At 62.4% G+C, this 20,265-nt stretch carries 19 protein-coding genes and 1 pseudogene; 8 read left to right on the forward strand and 12 right to left on the reverse strand.

The features are described 5' to 3' along the window. Positions 1 to 16 precede the first annotated feature (16 nt). A complete protein-coding gene (locus ACK8CP_RS14150; protein ID WP_414834269.1) occupies positions 17 to 1,372 on the reverse strand; it encodes a leucyl aminopeptidase family protein in 1,356 nt (451 codons plus the stop codon). Positions 1,373 to 1,577: 205 nt separating this feature from the next. On the opposite strand from ACK8CP_RS14150, the gene ACK8CP_RS14155 reads away from it, so the two are divergent. Continuing rightward, positions 1,578 to 2,387 carry a tetratricopeptide repeat protein gene (locus ACK8CP_RS14155; RefSeq protein WP_414832242.1) on the forward strand — a complete coding sequence of 270 codons (810 nt, stop codon included), beginning with the start codon at positions 1,578 to 1,580 and terminating at the stop codon, positions 2,385 to 2,387. 85 nt (positions 2,388 to 2,472) lie between these two features. On the opposite strand, the gene ACK8CP_RS14160 is transcribed toward ACK8CP_RS14155, so the two are convergent. The 9 genes from ACK8CP_RS14160 to ACK8CP_RS14200 form a co-directional block, all read right to left on the reverse strand. After that, positions 2,473 to 3,438, reverse strand: a complete 966-nt coding sequence (locus ACK8CP_RS14160) for a type II secretion system F family protein (protein WP_414832243.1) — start codon at positions 3,436 to 3,438, stop codon at positions 2,473 to 2,475. Between the two features lie 9 nt (positions 3,439 to 3,447). Then, complete coding sequence (locus ACK8CP_RS14165) at positions 3,448 to 4,425, reverse strand: type II secretion system F family protein (RefSeq protein ID WP_414834270.1); 978 nt, start codon at positions 4,423 to 4,425, stop codon at positions 3,448 to 3,450. Positions 4,426 to 4,486: 61 nt separating this feature from the next. Further along, positions 4,487 to 5,962 (reverse strand): CpaF family protein, encoded by a 1,476-nt coding sequence (locus tag ACK8CP_RS14170; protein ID WP_234629832.1) that lies wholly within the window; start codon positions 5,960 to 5,962, stop codon positions 4,487 to 4,489. A 15-nt stretch (positions 5,963 to 5,977) separates the two neighbouring features. Further along, positions 5,978 to 7,279, reverse strand: a complete 1,302-nt coding sequence (locus tag ACK8CP_RS14175; protein ID WP_414832244.1) for an AAA family ATPase — start codon at positions 7,277 to 7,279, stop codon at positions 5,978 to 5,980. Between the two features lie 7 nt (positions 7,280 to 7,286). Next, complete coding sequence (locus ACK8CP_RS14180; RefSeq protein WP_414832245.1) at positions 7,287 to 7,991, reverse strand: CpaD family pilus assembly protein; 705 nt, start codon at positions 7,989 to 7,991, stop codon at positions 7,287 to 7,289. A 21-nt stretch (positions 7,992 to 8,012) separates the two neighbouring features. Next, positions 8,013 to 9,524, reverse strand: a complete 1,512-nt coding sequence (locus ACK8CP_RS14185; protein WP_234629835.1) for a type II and III secretion system protein family protein — start codon at positions 9,522 to 9,524, stop codon at positions 8,013 to 8,015. A gap of 32 nt (positions 9,525 to 9,556) precedes the next feature. After that, the gene (cpaB, locus tag ACK8CP_RS14190) at positions 9,557 to 10,336 is read right to left on the reverse strand and encodes a Flp pilus assembly protein CpaB (protein ID WP_234629836.1); all 780 of its coding nucleotides are present in this window, start codon (positions 10,334 to 10,336) and stop codon (positions 9,557 to 9,559) included. A 174-nt stretch (positions 10,337 to 10,510) separates the two neighbouring features. After that, positions 10,511 to 11,026, reverse strand: a complete 516-nt coding sequence (locus ACK8CP_RS14195) for a prepilin peptidase (protein ID WP_414832246.1) — start codon at positions 11,024 to 11,026, stop codon at positions 10,511 to 10,513. A gap of 126 nt (positions 11,027 to 11,152) precedes the next feature. After that, entirely contained in the window at positions 11,153 to 11,323 is a 171-nt protein-coding gene (locus ACK8CP_RS14200) for a Flp family type IVb pilin (protein ID WP_414832247.1), read from the reverse strand. Between the two features lie 304 nt (positions 11,324 to 11,627). On the opposite strand from ACK8CP_RS14200, the gene ACK8CP_RS14205 reads away from it, so the two are divergent. The 4 genes from ACK8CP_RS14205 (at position 11,628) to ACK8CP_RS14220 (ending at position 15,184) form a co-directional block, all read left to right on the forward strand. Next, positions 11,628 to 12,179 (forward strand): pilus assembly protein N-terminal domain-containing protein, encoded by a 552-nt coding sequence (locus tag ACK8CP_RS14205; RefSeq protein ID WP_414832248.1) that lies wholly within the window; start codon positions 11,628 to 11,630, stop codon positions 12,177 to 12,179. A gap of 172 nt (positions 12,180 to 12,351) precedes the next feature. Beyond that, entirely contained in the window at positions 12,352 to 12,804 is a 453-nt protein-coding gene (gene mscL, locus ACK8CP_RS14210; RefSeq protein WP_234629840.1) for a large conductance mechanosensitive channel protein MscL, read from the forward strand. 50 nt (positions 12,805 to 12,854) lie between these two features. After that, a complete protein-coding gene (locus ACK8CP_RS14215; RefSeq protein WP_414832249.1) occupies positions 12,855 to 14,057 on the forward strand; it encodes a pyridoxal phosphate-dependent aminotransferase in 1,203 nt (400 codons plus the stop codon). Beyond that, positions 14,054 to 15,184 carry an AbrB family transcriptional regulator gene (locus ACK8CP_RS14220; RefSeq protein WP_414832250.1) on the forward strand — a complete coding sequence of 377 codons (1,131 nt, stop codon included), beginning with the start codon at positions 14,054 to 14,056 and terminating at the stop codon, positions 15,182 to 15,184. The genes ACK8CP_RS14215 and ACK8CP_RS14220 overlap by 4 nt, the downstream gene beginning before the upstream one ends. Positions 15,185 to 15,341: 157 nt before the next feature. Here ACK8CP_RS14220 and hemA read toward each other — a convergent pair whose 3' ends face one another. Together hemA and ACK8CP_RS14230 are read right to left on the reverse strand one after the other, a co-directional pair. Next, the gene (gene hemA / locus ACK8CP_RS14225) at positions 15,342 to 16,613 is read right to left on the reverse strand and encodes a 5-aminolevulinate synthase (protein WP_414832251.1); all 1,272 of its coding nucleotides are present in this window, start codon (positions 16,611 to 16,613) and stop codon (positions 15,342 to 15,344) included. Positions 16,614 to 16,818: 205 nt separating this feature from the next. Then, positions 16,819 to 18,157: pseudogene (locus tag ACK8CP_RS14230) on the reverse strand (aspartate aminotransferase family protein). Positions 18,158 to 18,441: 284 nt separating this feature from the next. On the opposite strand from ACK8CP_RS14230, the gene ACK8CP_RS14235 reads away from it, so the two are divergent. From ACK8CP_RS14235 to rfbC, 3 genes are all read left to right on the forward strand, one after another. Beyond that, a complete protein-coding gene (locus ACK8CP_RS14235; RefSeq protein ID WP_234629845.1) occupies positions 18,442 to 18,585 on the forward strand; it encodes a DUF3096 domain-containing protein in 144 nt (47 codons plus the stop codon). Between the two features lie 233 nt (positions 18,586 to 18,818). Further along, the gene (gene rfbA / locus ACK8CP_RS14240) at positions 18,819 to 19,697 is read left to right on the forward strand and encodes a glucose-1-phosphate thymidylyltransferase RfbA (RefSeq protein ID WP_414832252.1); all 879 of its coding nucleotides are present in this window, start codon (positions 18,819 to 18,821) and stop codon (positions 19,695 to 19,697) included. Continuing rightward, positions 19,694 to 20,248, forward strand: a complete 555-nt coding sequence (gene rfbC, locus ACK8CP_RS14245; RefSeq protein WP_414832253.1) for a dTDP-4-dehydrorhamnose 3,5-epimerase — start codon at positions 19,694 to 19,696, stop codon at positions 20,246 to 20,248. Before rfbA ends, rfbC begins: the two co-directional genes overlap by 4 nt. Positions 20,249 to 20,265 lie beyond the last annotated feature (17 nt).

The following is a 20,265-nucleotide window of genomic DNA, read 5'->3' on the forward strand; positions in this document are numbered from 1 at the left end:
GCCGAATTTGGGCACGTCAGCCCCGGCCGTAACGCTCGGCACAATAGGCGAAGAGTGCCCGGATCCCTTGCGCCTCGCCACCCTTGGGACCGAGCGCCCGCGCTTTCGGTGCCCAGCCGAAAATGTCGAAGTGCAGATAGGACGGGCTTTCGGTCACGAAACGCGACAGAAACAGCGCGGCCGTGGTCGCCCCGGCGAAGCTGTTGCTCGATATATGGTTCACATCGGCGATTTCGGAGGAGAGCCACGCATCGTAGGGCTTCCACAAGGGCAGCCGCCAGACGGGGTCGTGCTCGGCCTTGGAAGCGGCCTGAACGCCTTCCACGACGGCCTCGTCGTCGGTGAAGAAGGGAGCGATATCGGGTCCGACGGCGACACGCGCGGCGCCCGTCAGGGTCGCCATCGAGACGATGAGCTCCGGCTTTTCCTCGTCGGCCAAAGCCAGGGCATCGGCCAGAACCAGCCGTCCCTCCGCATCGGTGTTGCCGATCTCGACCGTCAGGCCTTTGCGGCTCGGGAAGACATCGCCCGGGCGGAAGGCGCGACCGGAAATGGAGTTCTCGACGGCCGGGATGAGAACGCGCAGACGTACCTTGAGACCGGCGAGCATGATCATGCGGGCAAGCCCCAGGACATTAGCCGCCCCGCCCACGTCCTTCTTCATCAGAAGCATCGAGGACGGCGGCTTGATGTCGAGGCCGCCGGTGTCGAAGACGACGCCCTTGCCGACGAGCGTCAGCTTGGGATCGGCCTCGTCACCCCATTTCATATCGATCAGGCAGGGCGCGCGGTCGCTGCCGTGACCGACGGCATGAATGAGCGGATAGTTGCGCGCCAGTTCCTCGCCTTCGGTCAGCGTAAAATCGGCGCCCGTCTCTTCAGCCAGTTGCCGCGCCGCCGATGCAAGCTCGGACGGGCCGAAGTCGTTCGCCGGCGTGTTGATGAGATCGCGCGTGAGGCTGACACTCTCCGCCGTCTGCCGCAGCGCTTCGATATCGAAATCATCCGGCAGCACGAGGCGCGGCCGTTCCATGTCCGCGTCGCCGTGATAGCGGGTGAAGCGGTAGCCGCCGAGCGCGAAGCCGAGGGCGGCGAGACGCAATTCGCCCAGCGCACCTTCGAGACGGTAGTGTCCCTCCGGAAGCTTTTGCGCGAGCTTGCCGGTGAGAAACGGATTTCTCGCAAGGCCACCACGCCCGGCTCCGAAGAGCACGCGTTCGAGCCCCCCATCCGCTCCCGGAAGGAGCGCGATGTCGCCGCTATGGGCGCAAAAGCCGCTGACATCCGCGAACTTGCGGTGCTGATCGCTGAGACCGGCAAGGGCTTCGTCGAGCCCCGCTTCCTCGATGACCGTGACGGGCGTCACGCCCATTTCGGCGCCGACTTCGCCGGCCCTGACGAAAACTGGATGATTGCTCAAGATATCCTCCGATCGGCCCACCCCTAGGCGCGAGCGTCTGCCATTGCAACGAGGACGATCCTTCAAGACGCACGACCTGCCGCATTTAGCGTTAACGAATGCTTAGCCAGTGAGGCCTACATCTTGGTGCATAACGTGCCAGAACGGGACAGCCTCCATGCGGATGCGGCCAAGTCAGAAATCAGGTGCGGCGCTTCTTCGAACCGCTGCCATTCTTTCGCTCGTGGCCTTTACGGCGGGCTGTCAGAGCCGGCAGGCCGACGCGCCACGCACCACCGGTTCGATCGGCGCAACACAGACGCTCAAGGTTTCAAATCTCAGCCATGACCAGGCGCTGCGCGCCGTCCAGGCCTGGGGGGCGCGGTACAGCAACGACGAAAAAGACAAAGTCGCGGCACTCAATTATGCGGCAGCGCTGCGGGCGGCCGGCCAGCCGTCTCAGGCCGTGGCCGTCTTGCGCAAAGCCATCATCTTCCATCCGAAAGACCGGCAGGTGCTCGCCGCTTTCGGCAAGGCGCTTGCCGAGAACGGCGAATTCCAGGAAGCGCTGGCGACAGTGCAGCGGGCTCAGCATCGCGACAACCCGGATTGGCGCCTGCTCGCGACCGAAGGGGGCATTCTCGATTCCGTCGGCCAGAACGAACAGGCCCGTCAGGCTTACCGCCAGGCGCTCGTGCTCGCCCCCGGCGAGCCGCAGATCCTCAACAATCTCGGCATGTCCTACACGCTGACCGGCGAGCTCGACGAGGCCGAGAAGGTGCTCAGACAGGCGGTCGCCAATCCGAGCGCCTCGGCGAAGGTGCGTCAGAACCTGGCGCTCGTCCTTGGGCTTCAAGGGAATTTCCGGGAGGCCGAGGCGGTCGCCTCGCAGGATCTCTCACCCGAAGAGGCGAAGGCGAACATCGCCTATCTCAGGGCGATGCTCGCCCAGAAAGACACCTGGAAGGACATCAAGCAGGCGGGCTGATGGAAATCGCTGCAAGGCGAGAGACCCTGCGTTTTCGGCCCAACCCGCAGCATCGGGCCTCACGTGGGCAGAATGCCGCCGCGCCTCAATTCATCGCCATCACCTGGATCGCCGCCGGCGTGATGATCACGGCGAACAGCACCGGCAGGAAGAACAGGATCATCGGAACGGTGAGTTTCGGTGGCAACGAAGCCGCCTTCTTTTCCGCCTCTGCCATGCGCATGTCGCGGTTTTCCTGAGCCAGAACGCGCAGCGAATGGCCGAGCGGCGTGCCGTATTTTTCCGCCTGAACGAGGCTCGTTACGACCGCGCGCACACCTTCGACACCGGTGCGCTTGCCGAGGTTCTCGTACGCCTTGCGCCGATCCTGGAGATAGGAGAGCTCCGCCGTCGTCAGCGACAGCTCCTCCGCCAGCTCCACCGATTGATGGCCGATCTCTTCCGACACCTTTCGGAAGGCCGATTCGATGCCCATGCCCGATTCGACGCAGATGAGCAGGAGGTCGAGCGCGTCCGGCCAGGCCTGCTTGATGGCCGTCTGCCGCTTCGTCGTCCGGTTCTTCACGTAGAGCCCGGGCAGGTAATAGCCGAGATAGGCCGCCGCCACGACGATCACGAGCTTGATCGTCGGCGGCTGGTCGATCGGATCGAGGCCGAAGAGATAAAGCCCCGAAGCGATGAACATGCCGAGCGGCGCGAGAAGGCGAGCCGCAAGGAAGAAGAGAACCGGATTCTGGCCCCGCAGGCCGGCCATTCGAAGCTTGTTGACGATATCCCCGTCTTCCGCCTGTTTCAGGAGGTTGAAACGGTCGACGAAGTTTTTGACCCAGCGCGTGGGCTCGGGCTTCAGCGTCGCCTGCTTCTTGGCGGCGTCCATCTTGGCGCGTTCCCGTGCGCGGATGCGCTCACGTTCGCTCGACACCTGCTTCATGCGCGCTGAGAGATTGTCACCGGCAAGGTAGGGCCAGGCCAGAACGACGATCGCCGAGAACACCGACAGCGCCGAAGCAAGGGCGATGAAGAGATCGGCGTTTTGCTGAATGAGGTTCATGGCAGCGCGCTAGAAATCGAAGTTGATCATTTTGCGCATCACGAGGATGCCGATGAACATCCACATGGCAGCGCCCACGAGAACGATATGACCGAGCGTGGTCGTGAAAAGGAGGGCAATATAATCCGGGCTCGTCAGATAGACGATCGACCCGACGATGATCGGCAGGCTGCCGATGATCATTGCCGAGGATTTGGCCTCAGAACTCATCGCCTTGATCTTTCCGGCCATCTTCTTTCGCTCGCGCAGAACCTTGGAGAGATTCGACAGCGCCTCGGCGAGACTGCCGCCGGTGCGCGACTGGATCGCGATGACGATGGCGAAGAAATTCGCTTCCTGCAGCGGGATGCGCTCCGGCAGCTTGGAAACCGCCTCATCGAGCGGCATGCCGAGCGTCTGATCCTCGATGACCTCGCGGAATTCGGTGGAGACGGGCGGTGAGGCTTCGGCGGCGATGATCTTCATGCAATCGATCAACGGCAGACCCGCCTTGACGCCGCGCACCACCACGTCGAGTGCGTTCGGAAATTCGGCGGTGAACTGCTTGAAGCGGCGCTTGCGCAGGAAATTCACGTAGGCATAGGGCAGAAGAATGCCGAGGCCGACGCCAAACCCCGCCGCCGGCACCAGGGGCAGGATGCCCGCAAACACCAGGAGCAGGGTCGCCAGCAGAGAGGTGACGGCGCAAATCAGGGTGAAAGTCCTGGCCGACCAGGAAAGCCCGGCCTGGCGCATACGTAAGACGAGGGTCGGTTTGCGGCTGCGTTTCGATTTCTGCTGCTCTTCGATCTCGCGCAGCGTTTCTTCCACGCTGCGACGCCGGCGGCCTTCTTCGCCACCCTTGCGCTCCGTGGCGAGAGGACGAGCGGTGACCCCTTCGACACGCTTCTGGCTGCGCGAGCCGCCTCCGAGCCCCGACGAAAAGAGCGCGAAGACCACGCCCCCGACCGAGAGGATTATGACGCCGACGAGGGCGAGCTTGACCATCTCGGGCGTCAGCACGGCCGCGCCCTCTCACATGTGCGACGATCTCTGGCCCGGGCCTGTCTCATGCGCGCATCGGCTCGTCCGCCTCGGCAGCATCGAGAGCCGCGGCAAGGCGCTGTTCTTCGTTGAAATAACGCGCCCGGTCCCAGAAGGCGGGACGGCCGATGCCGGTCGAGCGATGGCGGCCGAGAACGCGGCCATCCTTGTCTTCGCCAACGATGTCGTAGACGAAGAGATCCTGCGTGATGATGACGTCGCCTTCCATCCCGAGCACCTCGGTGATGTGGGTGATGCGGCGGGAGCCGTCGCGCAGACGAGCCGCCTGGACGATGACGTCGATCGAGGAGACCATCATTTCGCGGATGGTGCGCGAGGGCAGCGCGTAGCCGCCCATGGTGATCATCGATTCAATACGGCTCAGCGCCTCACGCGGCGAGTTGGCGTGCAAGGTGCCCATCGAGCCGTCATGGCCCGTGTTCATGGCCTGTAGGAGGTCGAAGGCTTCCGGTCCGCGCACTTCGCCGACGATGATGCGTTCCGGGCGCATACGCAGGCAGTTCTTCACGAGATCACGCATCGTCACCTCGCCCTCGCCTTCGAGGTTCGGCGGACGGGTCTCCAAACGCACGACATGCGGCTGCTGCAATTGCAGTTCGGCCGCGTCCTCGCAGGTGACGATGCGCTCGTCGTGATCGATATAGCGGGTCAGGCAGTTCAACAGCGTGGTCTTGCCCGAACCGGTGCCGCCGGACACCAGCACGTTGCAGCGAACCCGACCGATGATCTGCAGAATGGTCGCGCCTTCCGGCGTGATCGTGCCGAAGCGGACAAGCTGATCGAGGGTGAGCTTGTCCTTCTTGAACTTTCGAATGGTGAGGGCGGGACCGTCGATCGACAAAGGCGGGGCGATGACGTTGACGCGCGATCCATCGGGCAGGCGCGCGTCGCAGATCGGGCTCGATTCGTCGACCCGGCGGCCGACCTGGCTGACGATGCGCTGGCAGATATTCAGAAGCTGCGCGTTGTCGCGGAAACGAATGTCCGTCTCCTCGACCTTGCCCAAGACTTCGATGAAGACCTGCTCGAACCCGTTGACCATGATGTCGGCAATGTCGTCGCGCGCCAGCAGCGGCTCGAGCGGCCCATAGCCGAGAACATCGTTGCAGATATCTTCAAGCAGCTCCTCCTGCTCGGAGATCGACATCACCAGGTTCTTCACCGTGATGATGTCGTTGACGATATCGCGGATTTCTTCACGCGCCTGCTCGGCATCCATCTTGGCGAGCTGCGACAGGTCGATCGTGTCGATCAGCGCCCCGAAGATCTGCGTCTTGACGCGGTAATATTCTTCCGACTTGCGCGGCCGCGCAGCGATTTTCGCGGACTTCGTCGGCGCAGGCGGCGGTGTCAGGCTGGGGGTGGCCGGAGCCGCCGGCCTCACCGCGCTCTCCGAGACAGCTGGTTTCTTCGGCGCCTCGGCCGCGGGCTTCGGTCGTTGCGCCTGTTCCAGCTCGGTGACGCTGCGCTTGCCGAACATACACTCTTCCTTGGTTTAGGCGGCCCGCTTCGATTTGGGCTTCGACTTCAGCTTTTCGAGCAAAGGCCCCAAGAGGAGGCTCGTTTTGCGTCCGTGCTTGGTCTCCTTACGGCCGGTGACAACCTGCGCCAGGTCCGTGAAGATCTCATTGATATTGGATTTCGCCGACGCTTCGGCAATCATCTGGCCGTTGTTGGCGGCCGTGCCGAAGAGAAGCGGATCGAAGGGGATCACGGCGCTCGTCGGCAATTGCAGCGCGGCGGCAAAATCATCTGCCTTGATTTCCGGCTGACGCGGCACGCCGACCTTGTTCAGGACGAGCCGCGGAGGCGCGTCGTTGGGCCTCGCCTGCTTGAGGAAATCGACGAGGTTTTTGGTGTTGCGCAGATTGGCGAGATCGGGCGTCGCGGTGATGACGATTTCATCGGCCGCCAGCAGCGTCTTGCGCGCCCAGGCGGTCCAAAGGTGCGGCAGGTCGAGAACGACCGTCGGCACGTTCGACTGCACGAGGTCGAGGACGTGCTCGAAGGCCTCTTCGTCGAAATCGTAGGTCTTGTCGAGCGTCGCCGGGGCAGCGAGCAGGCTCAAATGCTCCTGGCACTTGGTCAGAAGGCGGTCGAGAAGGACCTCGTCGAGACGGTCGGAGCCGAAGACGGCATCCGCCATGCCTTGCGGCGGATCCTCGTTAAAATCGAGGCCTGCTGTCCCGAATGCGAGGTCGAGATCGGCAAGGATGACGTCGGAGGCGAAGACGGACGCCATCGTCGAGGCGAGATTGTGGGCGATCGTCGAAGACCCCACGCCGCCTTTGGCGCCGATGAAGGCGAAGACCTGTCCGAGCTTCGCGCTCCCTTCGTCGCCATAGATATCGGCGATGGCACGGATCACGGCCATGACGTCGATCGGCGCGACGAGATATTCGCTGACGCCGCGCCTGATCAATTCACGATAGGTTGCCACATCGTTGGAATGGCCGATAACGAGAACCTTCGTGCCGGCGTCGCAGACTTCCGCCAGCTCATCGAGGCGCGCCAGAAGATCTTCCTTCTCCAGGCGGCTTTCGACCACGATCAGATTGGGGGTCGGCGCGGAGCGATAGAACTCGCAGGCTGCACCAAGACCGCCGGTATGCACCTTGCAATGCGCGCGCGCCATGCGCCGGTCGGAGCAGGCCATATCGAACGTCGCGGCGACTTCCGGCGTGTCGCAAAACGCCTGGATGGTGACGCGCGGAACCGGCTTGATATCGGCCTTTTCCGTCGTCTCCGGCTCGGACACGTCCTCCGCAAAGGGGTCGTCGTAATCATTGCTGCTCATTGGGCCATCAATCTCCCAAGTCGCTGCTGATCAGGGTTACGCCGGATTTGGTTTCGGAACCCGAAGCATAGTCCTGAAGAACCTTCGCGCGCCGTGTCGCATTCGCCGGAGACATCCGGCGCGGCTGCAGCAGATCAGCAGGATTGGCCACCATAGCGGCGAGATTGTGCTGCGAGGCGCAGCCAAAATTGTAGTATTCGCGATTGTCCGCCGTGGCGGTCACGTCGTCCGGCCAGACGCCGCATTTCGGCGTCACCGCCTTGACCTTCAAATAGGACAGACGCACTGGGGCCGCGCGGCTTGCATTGCTGCGATAGGGCGCAACGCGCACGAGTTCCGGCTCCACCCCAGCCTCCAAGACGGCTGCGCGGATGGCACGCGAGGCCGCCGCGGCTGCGATGTCATTGCCGGAGCCGCTCGGCACCTGAACGGTCACCGAACCGATGCCTGTGTCACGGTAGCCGAGAGCGTAATCGTAAATCGCATCCTTGATCTCAGGCGACAAATGCCCGCCGCGCATCCCGATCGGGATGTCCAGCGTCTCGGCCTCCTCCGAAACCATAATAGGATGTCTCAGGCGATAATCCTGCCGCTCGAGTCCGGCCTGGTCAAGATTTCGTGACTGGCAACCGGCCAGGAGCCAAGCAGAAAGGACGAGCACGAACGCTGCTTTCGCTCCACTCTTCCGGCGATGACATGCGAAGGATTGCATGAAGTCGTTCCCCTTATCCGATCAGTCGAACGAAAATCCGACCTGACCGGCGTAAACACCCGTCGGGCGGTCTCCCTGGGCGCCATAGCGCTTGACCAGACTGCCGAGAAAATAAGCCTCGGCATCATTGGCCATCGCCATATTGTCGTCGGGGCGGGCGAGTTTCTGCGGCGATACCGGTTTGACGACGTAGGGCGTGATGATGACGACGAGCTCCGTTTGGGAGCGCAGGAAATCCTTGGAGGAAAACAGCGCCCCGAGAATCGGCAAGTGCTGCAGTCCCGGCAGACCGGAAACTGCGCGGCGGGTTTCATCCTGGATGAGGCCTGCAATGGCGAAAGCCCCGCCCGAAGGAAGCTCGACGGTCGTCTCGGCGCGACGCACGGTAATTCCGGGAATGGTGATGCCGGCGGCCGTCGAAAACGAGCCTTCGGTCGCGAGGTCGCTCACTTCGGTGCGCACCTTGAGGCTGATGCGGCCGCCATCGAGAACGACGGGCGTGAAAGCGAGATTGACGCCGAACTGCTTGAACGCCACCGAAATGTTGCCGTCTTCGTCCACCGCAACCGGCACCGGAAATTCGCCACCCACCAGAAAGTTTGCCGTCTCGCCGGAGACAGCCGTCAGGTTGGGCTCCGCGAGGTTGCGCAACATGCTCGCCTCTTCCAGGGCCTTGATGCTCGCCGAGAGCCTGTTGCCGTTGTTGTTCCAGGCGAAGCCACCCGAGGCGGGATCGGTGTTGGTGTTGATTGGAAAATTGAACGGCGAAAGGCTGCTCACCCCACTGACCGCACCATTGCTGATGGCGCCGAAGCCGAGATTGCCATCCTGCAGAACGGCCTGAGTGTTGATGCCGAGCTGTTTGACGATCTCGCGATTCACCTCCGCAATCGTAACGCGGAGATTGACCTGCTCCTGACCGGTGATCTTGAGAAGGTTGATGATGCCAGGGCCGTCGTCGGAGGAGCCGCCGCTGCCGCCCGTATTGATGGTGATGGAGCCGGCGCTCATGCCGCCGCCACTGGACGACTGGATCAGGCTTCTGGCGATCTGTTCGGCCTTCTGAGACGCGCTAGAGGACGGGACATAGCCCGTCAGAACGATCGAGCCATTGATCACTTCGGCATTGATCTGGGCGTCGGGAATGGCCGTGCGGAGAAGCCGATTCAGGGGCGTCAGATCGGTTTCGACATAAAGATCGAGGCTGGCGATCTGCCGTCCGGCCGCATCGAAGAGAAAGACATTCGCCTGGCCGGTTTTGACGCCGATCAGATAAAGCCTGGTGGAGGTGCGCAACACCGCATCTGCGATCTCGGGGTTCGAGACGAGGACGTCCCCTGCCGCCCGGGGAAGCTCCACGACCATGGATTTGTTGACGCCGAGGCGTAGGGGCTGATTCTGTGAGGCACCGGTCGCGCTCAGCGTGACGGTGCGAGGAAAGTCGGATGCGGCCTTGCTTATCCCTGCCAAGGGCAAGGAAAGCGCAACGAAAGTCAGCACGGCCAGCGCCCATATGCGCGCATGCCCAACCATCTTCACTCTCCTTCTGGGGATGCGACAGGCATTCATTGGGTCTTCACCAGCTGCTCATCGCCGAAGCGGATCACCTTGACCGTGCTCGAGCGGTTGCGGTCGACGGCCGTATCCGTGCTGTCGGCGTCCGCCATGCTCCGAAGGGCGAGCGACAAGGTTCCGCTGCCTTCCGCCGCCGTCACGACTTCGGCTTCTCGTGGAGTCACTTCCAGCGTCGCCGTCTTCCCGATGACGACCGGCTCGCCCTCACGCTCCTGCACGGTCTGATCGATGGCCAGAACGCGAATATTTCTCAGGATCGTACGGGTGATCTGGCTGCGGGATTCGCCGCCTTCCTCGGAGGACGTCAGAAGAATATCGACGCGGTCATTGGGAAGGACGAAACCGCCGGCCGCACTTTCGGCCGACACGCGAACGGCAACGGCGCGCTGACCTTCCGGCAGGATCGCCGACATGAAGCCCGAATCGGCGGTGGCGAGCTTGCCATCACGGATCGGTTCTCCGTCCAAAAACTGATTGCGCACGACGACGCCGGAGAGCTTTTCGATCGCATCCGGCCGCGCCGTCTTCTCGATGAAGGCCGGATTGATGCTGTCTTCGGGCCAGGGCTGCCAACGCATGTTCGAGCCGCTGAGCGTGGTGCCCTGCGGGAGATCGGCGGAGGCGACCAGGATGTCGCGCATTGCGACCTGTGGAGGCGGCGTGGCGGTGGGCTCGTTCACGGGCCCGCTGTCGAGGTTGAGCGCCAGATAGGCGGCTGCACCTCCGGCAAGGAGGGCAACGACCAAGACGATCAATCGGATTGGGGCCATCGCTTGGAGAACCTCGGCTGACGCAATTCACGCCTAAGGGCGCTCAAGCCGGAGTTTCTTCGGGAATGGTCAAGGTATGGTTAATGCGCCGGGCCATCTGTCCCTTTCTGGGACGCAATCTAAGATTGTTCCGCTCGATCAAGCCCGATTCAGAGATTGAATTGGCCTTGATGATCATGTGAGCCGAGGGAGCCAATCGGTCTGATGAAACAGAATCAAGGCTGCGGCAGCAAAAGCCACGCCATAGGGCACGCCGCTCTCTCCGTCGCGGAAACGGCTGAGACAGTCAGGCCAATAATTGGGGAAGGGGATGCGGCCCATTCGCAGTTGTAGAACGACGAGGGTCAGCACGCCTCCCAGCACGGAGGCCAGAGCAAAATACGGGAGGACATCGGTCCAGCCGAACCACAAGGCGGCTACACTGGCAAGCTTGGCATCACCGCCACCGATCCATCCGGCGGCAAAAAACGCGAAGGTCACGCAAAAGGTGGCGAGCCCGACAGCGAGGCTCAGCCCCATTTCATGCAGCGTCAATCCTGCAAGCGGCGCAGCAATCAGCCACAAAATGAGGAGAAATAGGACCAGGACGTTGCGAATCTTGAACGTCAAAAGATCCATGATGCCCGCATAGGTCATCAACAGCGGGAAGAGAAACAGAACGGCGTATTTCAGGAGAGCGATTGCGGACACGCCATTCTCCCGGATGTCATAGGCCCGGCAATTCCTGATCGCTACGGTGCAAAAAAGAGAAACGGAGGGCGACAGCCCTCCGTTGCATTTACGCCCGATGCGAAGGCTAAATCTCGCTTTTAGCCCTCAGCTCGCGCCAAGACCACTCGCCACCGAGCTGAACGTGCTCTTCAGGCTCGTACCCAGCGTCGTCAGCACGGCGATGATCACAACCGAAACCAGGGCGGCAATCAGACCATATTCGATGGCGGTCGCACCGGACTCGTCCTTCACGAAGCGGTTCACAAGCTTCTTCATCTCTCTGCTCCTTCTGTCGTCACCCCGAACGCCCGCCGTTGCGGTCTTTGGTGCCCGGGAACTAGGGACAATGCCTAGCAACAATTGTTTGCGGCAATCTTAATCCAATCATCCAGAGAGCCGGGGGGATGCTGCACGACGAAGCTTGCGCGAAGCATGCACCGAGATCTCTTTAAGATACGGAAAAGGGTGACAACGGCCGCTATTGAAGGAATTTATCTCAGAAACTCATACACTTATGAGACTCCCCGTTTTCCAAACAATTTTTCGCACTTCCCTCATGACGCCGAATGACTGAGAGGCTTTGCACGAAGTTATTTGCACTTCGTTCACCCTTCTTACGTATTGTGCTGATGAATTTGGTAAGGACGATCTCATGCAAGGCATGCGCACCAGGACGAATCGAGCCGCTGCCGCTCGCATCCTGGCAGGGCTGCTGCCCCTTTTCCTTCTCGTCGCCACGAGCCTTCCCGCGCGTGCGGACACGATCGCGCTGACCATCGATTTCGCCAAGGTGATGAAGCTCGACAAACCGGTGTCGACGATCGTGATCGGCAATCCGGGGATCGCGGATGCAACGGTGGAGGATGAACAAACCCTCGTCCTCACGGGTAAGGCGGCCGGCACGACCAACTTGATCGCGCTTGATCAAGATGGACACGAGGTCGCGAACGCCATTTTGCAGGTGGTGTCGAACGACCGGCAGCTCACGACCGTCTTCTATGGATCCAACCGTCAGACCCTGTCCTGCTCGCCAATCTGCGAGAAGGTGATTTCGGTCGGCGACGCGGCGACGAATTTCGAGCAGGCGAGCGCCCAGATCCAACAGCGCCAGAGTTTCGCTCGCGGACGGTGACGCCTGCCGCCGGACAAACCCCGGCATGTCCCCTCACGACGCTCGCACCCGCGGCTCCTCTTGTGGTGGGCGCCAGGACCCGTACACACGCCTTGTCGGCCAGGCCGCGGCAGCATGAGCCTGGATTGCGAAGCATGGCGGCAGCTCCCAGAACGACCTCGAAGGACTTATAATGCTGAAGGAATTCCGTGAGTTCGCCCTCAAAGGCAATGTCCTCGACATGGCGGTGGGCATCATCATCGGTGCGGCCTTCGGGGCGATCGTGTCGTCTCTCGTCGATGACATCCTGATGCCGCCGATCGGCGTTCTTCTGGGCGGCGTGGATTTCTCCCAGTTCTTCGTCGTGCTGAAGGGTGACGGCACCTTCAACACCATCACGCAGGCGAAGCAGGCCGGCGCCGTCACGTGGAACATCGGTCTTTTCATCAATGCGCTCGTCAAATTCCTGATCGTCGCATTTGCCGTCTTCCTGCTGGTCAAGGCCGTGAACCGGCTGATGCGCAAGCGTGAGGAAAAGCCAGCGGCGGCTCCCGAAGTGCCAGAAGACATCCGGCTGCTTCGCGAAATCCGCGATGCGCTGCAGGCGCGCACTCCCGCAGCGAAAGACGGGAATCCCACCATTTGAGCCCATCAAGGCGCTAGACGGGCTCGGTGAACGGGCGCTACAAATTGCGCATGAGCGCCCTTCCCTCCGATCTCTCCGAACCCGGAACGCAACTTCTTTCCACGCTTCGCCAGGAGGCGCTCGCCGCGCCTGATTCCGGCATCGTGGAGGTGATGAATTACGGCCGCGAAAGGCCGGGTATGATCCCGCTGTGGGCCGGGGAAGGCGACCTTCCGACACCGGATTTCATCTGCGAGGCGGCAGCGCGCTCGCTCGCCGCTGGCGAGACCTTCTATACGTGGCAGCGCGGCATCCCGCCTCTGCGGGAAGCGCTCGCGCGCTACCATCAGCGTCTTTACGGGCGCGATTTTTCAGCCGAGCGTTTCTTCGTGACGGGCTCCGGAATGCAGGCGATCCAGATCGCGATTGCAGCGGTTGCCGGGACCGGCGACGAGGTGGTGATCCCGACACCGGCCTGGCCGAATTGCGCGGCGGCCACCGGCCTTGCCGGTGCGACGGCCGTGCATGTGCCGATGCATTTCACCGACAATGCCGGCTGGCGTCTCGATATCGACGAGCTTCTTGCCGCGACGGGTGAGAAGACGAAAGCGATCTTCCTCAATTCCCCGTCGAACCCGACCGGTTGGACCGCAACGCGGGAGGAATTGCAGGCGATTCTCGATTTCGCCCGCAGGCGCAAGCTCTGGATCATCGCCGACGAAGTCTATAACCGCTTCTTCTTCGCGGGTGATCGCGCGCCGTCTTTCTACGACATTGCGCGGGACGACGACCCGATTCTTTTCGTCAACACTTTCTCGAAGAACTGGGCGATGACGGGGTGGCGCGTCGGCTGGATCGGGGCGCCACCGGCGCTCGGCCGGGTGCTTGAGAACCTCATTCAGTATTCGACTTCCGGCGTCGCCGTGTTCATGCAGCGCGCAGCGACCGTTGCCGTGGAAGAAGGCGAACCCTTCATTGCCGAGCAGGTGGAACGCGCCCGCCAAAGCCGAAAGGTAATTTGCGAGGCGCTGCAAACCTCGCCGCGCACGCGCTTCACCTGGCCCGACGGCGCCTTCTATCTCTTCTTCTCGATCAAAGGCGAAGAGGAGACGGGAAAGCTCGGCTTGCGTCTCGTTGACGAGGCAAATGTCGGCGTGGCGCCCGGCACCGCCTTCGGAGCGGCGGGCGAGGCTTTCATGCGGCTTTGCTTTGCGCGCAAGCCTGAGGACATGGCCGAAGCCGGGCGGCGGCTCGCAAACTGGCTCGCGAGGTGAGTGGCCAGGCCGGCGGCTTCGCCCTTCCTCCTCGCGAAACCCTCGTTCGGGTCGCGGCCACGCTTGCCCTTTCGACAGCAGGTGGAGCTTTGTTTGCGCTGATCGGCCTACCCGCCGCGTGGATTTCCGGAGGCATGCTCTTCGTTGCGGCATCCAGTCTCGGCGGCTTCCACACGGAGATCCCGAGCGGGTTGCGCAACATCATTTTCCTCGTTCTCGGCGTGATTTCCGGAACGGGGGTGACGCCGGCAACGCTCAACGAGGTGTCGAGCTGGCCGGTCAGCTTTTTCGCCCTTGCGATCACTGTGATCCTGGTCACCGTCGGAAGCTACCTTCTCCTGGTGCGCATGTTCCGATGGGACCGCCACAGCGCGCTTTTCGCAGCTCTGCCGGGGGCGCTTTCCTTCGTGCTGGCAGCTGCCGAGATGACCTCTGCCGATCTTCGACGCGTCGCCATCGCTCAGAGCCTTCGGCTCATCATCCTGCTCGAGGCGCTGCCGCTTGCCGCCTTCCTGGCTGGCGTTCATCCGAGTGCGGTCGGCGCCCGCGGCGTCGCCTCCGTCGATTGGGGCGAGCTTTTTCTGCTCTTCGCCGCCGGGGCCGTTTGCGGATTTCTTCTCTACAAGCTGCGCATCCCGGGCGGGCAGATGCTCGGCGGCCTCCTCGCGGCAGCCGTGCTGTGCGTCTCCGGCGTGGTCGAGACGGCGATCCCCGCCTTCATCCTCATTCCGAGCCTCATCGGCATCGGTGCCATTGCCGGCTGCAGGCTGCGGCCTGAAGATCGGCCGCTCCTGCCGAAAATCCTGACCGCCGCAGGCGCCGCCTTCGCCATCGCTGTCGTGATTTCCGCGATCGGCGCGGCGATCACGAGCGTGATCCTCGATATTTCGCTGTTGCAGACCTTCATGGCCTTTGCGCCGGGCGCGCTCGAGGCGCTGACCATCCTCGCCTTCACCATGAATGTGGACCCGGCCTATGTGGCCGCCCATCATGTCGTCCGGTTCGCTGCCCTCGCCTTCGCAGTCCCCCTTCTCGCGCGCTGGCTGATGCGGCAGGAGGGGCACGCCGCTCCCGATCCCGAAGAACCCTGGGAACGCGGGCGCAGCGAACGCGGGAAGAAGACGTAGCCGCCGCGGAACCTCGGCGCACCCATCCGAAAAGATGGCGTGGCTTTAAGCTTGCAGCCATCCCAAACGAAAACGCGGGCCTCTCGGCCCGCATTCTGATGCGACGTCTGACGTCGCGCTATCTGTTGCAGTTGGAGGCTGCAGCCAGCCGCAGCACTCAGCCGCCTGAAGCCGCGAAGATCTGGGCACGCGCCGGCGCCGTCTCGACGGAGTCGGGCCGGTTGAGCGGCAGATGGAGAGCCTGCCACGTCTCCACCAACGCCTCGGCAAGCTGATCGATCAGCTGATCGTCGTGCATCGGGGTCGGCGTGAGCCTGAGACGCTCAGTCCCGCGCGGCACAGTCGGATAATTGATCGGCTGGATGTAGATGCGGTGCTTTTCCATCAGACGGTCGCTCGCCGCCTTGCAGGCTTCCGGGTCGCCGACGAGAACAGGAACGATGTGCGTTTCGCTCGGCATGACTGGCAGACCGGCTTTGCGCAGCACGTCCTTGGCGCGGGCGGCCTGACGCTGCTGGCCGGCACGCTCTTCCTGCGACGCCTTGAGATGGCGGATCGAGGCGCAAGTGGCCGCAGCGATCGCCGGCGGCAAAGCCGTCGTGAAGATGAAGCCCGGCGCATAGGAGCGGACCGCGTCCATGATCGAGGCAGGCCCCGTGACGTAGCCGCCAAGCGTGCCGAACGCCTTCGCCAGCGTACCTTCGATGATGTCGATACGGTCCATGACGCCATCGCGCTCGCAAATGCCCGCGCCGCGTTCGCCGTACATGCCCACGGCATGCACTTCGTCGATATAGGTGAGCGCGCCATATTCGTCCGCTAGATCGGCGATCTTCTCGATCGGCGCGACGTCACCATCCATCGAGTATACCGATTCAAAGACGATCAGCTTGGCGCGATCCTTCCCCGCCACCTTCAGAAGCTCTTCCAGATGCTCAAGGTCGTTGTGGCGCCAGATCTGCTTCTGGGTACCGGCGTGCTTGACGCCTTCGATCATCGACGCGTGGTTGAGCTGATCGGAGAGGATGAGGCAGTCCGGCAGGAGCCGGGCGATCGTCGAGATCGCCGCCTCGTTGGAAACGAAGCCCGACGTGAAGACCAGCGCCGATTCCTTGTGATGGAGATCGCAGAGCTCGGCTTCGAGCTCGACCAGCGGCCGGTTGGTGCCGGAAATGTTTCGCGTGCCGCCCGCGCCCGCGCCCATCGTCAGCGCCGCATGGCGCATCGCTTCGACGACCTTGGGATGGTGGCCCATCGCCAGGTAGTCGTTCGAACACCAGATGGTGACTTCCTCCGCCTGGCCGTCGCGTCGCCAGATGGCTCGCGGGAACCGCCCGACTTGCCGCTCCAGATCGGCAAAGACGCGGTAACGCCGCTCGTTGCGCAGGGCCGCGATGGCGGCTTCGAAATGAGAATGATAATCGAACATAGCGTTCCCCGGTCGATGCCGCTCGAACAATAATCAGCCCGAACCTTGCTTGGCTAGCGGCGCTTCGCCGCGCAACCGTCAAGCAGGCCTGACACTGACGATACGTCCATCAGATTGACACACCCGTGATCTGGATCAAAGAGCGGGCACTTTCCTGCGGCGAGTGGCCGCTTTTTTTGGCCACTCGCCCTTTTTAGCGGCAGCCCTAAAGCACACTCAGTGTCTGGCGCAGAATGTCAACCATCTCGTCGACATGGCTTTTTTTCGGCGATCAGCGCCGGCGCGACGATCGCGGTATCGCCGGTGAACTTTACGTGCAGGCCTTTCCAGAAAAGTTCTTTCTGCAGCCTGTTGCCACGGACACCTGGCTTGCCATCCTCGGGCCAGGCTTCCACGCCCGCCATCATTCCATAGCCGCGGATGTCGCGAACGGCGGGAATGTCCTTCAGCGAGTAGATGGCGTCGAGGAAGTAACCCGACAGATCGGCCGCCCGATCAAACAACCCTTCGCGCTCGTAGATGTCGAGCGTCGCCAGCCCCGCGGCGCACGCCACCGGATGGGCGGAATACGTGTAGCCGTGGAAGAACTCGATGGCGTTTTCCGGTGCGGAATTGGTGATCGTCTCGTAGATCTCGTCACGCGCAGCGACGGCGCCCATTGGAATGGTGCCGTTGGTGATCGCCTTCGCCATCGTCATGATGTCAGGGGTGACGCCAAAGGCCTGAGCGGCAAAAGGCGCGCCGAGGCGGCCGAAACCGGTGATCACTTCGTCGAAGACGAGCAGGATGCCGTTCGCATCGCAGATCTCGCGCAGGCGTTCCAGATAGCCCTTCGGCGGCACGAGCGTGCCGGTGGAACCTGCGACCGGCTCCACGAAAACCGCCGCGATGGTCGACGCGCCGTACATGTCACAGAAGCGCTGCAGATCGTCGGCGAGCTCGGCGCCTGTTTCCGCCTGCCCCCGCACGAAGGTGTTTTCTGAATCCCAGGTATGGCGCATCGCCACCACATTCGGGATCACGCCCGGAAAAGCCTCGCGGTTCTTCATCAGGCCCGAGAGCGAGACGCCGCCGATATTGACGCCGTGATAGGCCCGCTCGCGCGAGACGAAGCGCAGACGCTGCCCCTCACCGCGGGCGCGGTGATAGGCCATGACGATCTTCAGCGCCGTATCGATCGCCTCCGAACCGGAATTCACGAAGAAGATGTGATTGAACGGTTCAGGAAGGATCTGCGAGAGCTTGGCGGACAGGGCGAAAGAGCCCGGATGCCCGAGCTGGAAATGCGGCGAGTAATCGTTCTGCAACATCTGGGCGTGGACCGCCTCGATGATCTCCTTGCGGCCATGGCCCGCCGCCACGTTGAACAGCGCCGAGGACCCGTCGATGATTTTGCCGCCCTTGTGGTCCCACAGATACATGCCCTCGCTTTTCACCACGAGGCGCGGCTCGGCCTTGAAATCGCGGCTTGCCGTAAACGGCAGCCAATGGCTCTCCAGCGAATTGGTGGCGAATTTCTGCAAAGGCTCGGCCAGCATGTTCATCGAGGCACCTCCAAGATTTGGCAACCGCCGGACACGGATGTTCATGACCGGCCCACGACTCCGTTCAGCGGACCATCGAGCTGAACGCTGTCTCAGATGCTTGTCATGGCGATTTGTCGAGAGATTGTCCATCGCGGTGATATTCGTTCGATATGCCCCGCATAAACTTCGCTCTTTCGCTCAAAGCGTGAGCAACGCTCTTCGGTCTTCTACGTTTTGCGACAGTCACGAGGGCGGACCACGGACAGCCCCATCGCCCCGCCCCTATCCAGGAGACCTCACCCATGGACATCGTCCTCATCCAGCCGGCGGTCGCTCTCATCGCCGGAATTCTCATTCTCGTCTTTCCGCAGATCCTGAATTACGTGATCGCCATCTACCTGATCATTATCGGCCTCGTCGGACTTTTCCCCCAGCTCGCCGGATGAACCGAGCGATCGGGAAGCCGTCAGGATCGGCCGGCGCACCCCAAAGGGGCATCGTCGCCACACAATCCAAGTGCGGTCCCCTCGACCCGAAGATCGCGATCGCCTAAGAGCTTCTCTCCAGCGTCTTTCTTTGCCAGGGCGCCTCGGCGCGCCCTGAAGCAAGGCTGGCGTGCGCTTGCACGCGCGGCCTACCTATCCTAGACGCCTGTGGACTTTTCAGCTGAGGTATAGCCATGCGGGGGATCATTCTGGCGGGCGGCAGCGGCACGCGGCTTTATCCGCTCACCATTTCCGTCTCCAAGCAATTGCTGCCGATCTATGACAAGCCGATGATCTATTACCCGCTCGGCGTGCTCATGCTGGCGGGCATTCGCGACATCCTGATCATCACCACACCGCGCGATCTGCCGATGTTCCAGGAATGCCTGGGCGACGGCAGCGCTTTCGGCGTGTCCTTGTCTTATGCCGAACAGGCGCATCCGAACGGCCTCGCCGAAGCCTTCATCATCGGGCGCAATTTCGTCGGCAACGAGCCTGCCGCCCTCATCCTCGGCGACAACATCTTTTATGGCGCGGGCCTTTCGGGCCTTCTCAAGAACGCGGCCAGCAAGGACACGGGCGCCACCGTCTTCGCCTATCACGTCGACGATCCGGAGCGGTACGGCGTCGTCGCCTTCGACCGTGAAACCGGCATGGCGCAGTCGATCGAGGAAAAGCCCACAAAGCCGAAATCCTCGTGGGCGGTGACCGGGCTTTATTTCTACGACAACGACGTCGTCGACATCGCGGCCGACGTGAAGCCATCCGCCCGTGGCGAACTCGAAATCACGGACGTCAACCGGGCCTATCTCGAACGTGGCGATCTCGAAGTCTCGCGGCTTGGACGCGGCTATGCCTGGCTCGACACCGGCACGCATGACAGCCTCCACGAAGCCGCCGCTTTCGTGCGCACCATCGAACACCGGCAGGGAACCATGGTGATGTGCCCGGAAGAGATCGCCTTCGAGCTCGGCTATCTCGATGCGGCGGCCGTCACCGCCCGGGCCGAGAAGCTCGGCAAAACCCATTACGCGCAATATTTGATGCGCCGCATTCAGGAGCGCAGCCAATGATCGAGGTCAGGCCTCTCGGCCTCGAAGGCGTCGTCGAAATCGTCCCGAAGAAGTTCGGCGACGATCGCGGCTTCTTTTCCGAGACCTACAATGCCGACCGCTTCGCGGAAGCGGGCATCCCGCTCACCTTCGTGCAGGACAACCATTCCTATTCGAAGGCGGTCGGGGTTCTGCGCGGGCTGCATTATCAATTGCCGCCGCGGGCGCAGGACAAGCTGGTGCGCGTCACGCGCGGGCGCATCCTCGATGTCGCCGTCGACATCCGCCGTTCTTCGCCGACCTTCCGGCAATGGGTCAGCCTCGAAGTCTCCTCTGCGAAGTGGAACCAGATCCTGATCCCGGCCGGCTTCGCGCATGGATTTCTGACGCTCGAGCCGGATACGGAGGTCCTCTACAAGGTGACCGACGTCTATTCGCCCGAGCACGACCGCTCGCTGCGCTTCGACGATCCGGAGATCGGCGTCGACTGGCCGCTATCTGGCGATGCGCTCACGCTGTCGGCGAAGGATCAGGGAGCGCCCTTCCTCGCCGAAGCGGATATCTTCGATTAATCGGGCCGGAGGCCAAG

It is taken from the genome of Afifella sp. YEN Y35, assembly GCF_047553465.1.
Lineage (GTDB): Bacteria > Pseudomonadota > Alphaproteobacteria > Rhizobiales > Afifellaceae > Afifella > Afifella aestuarii.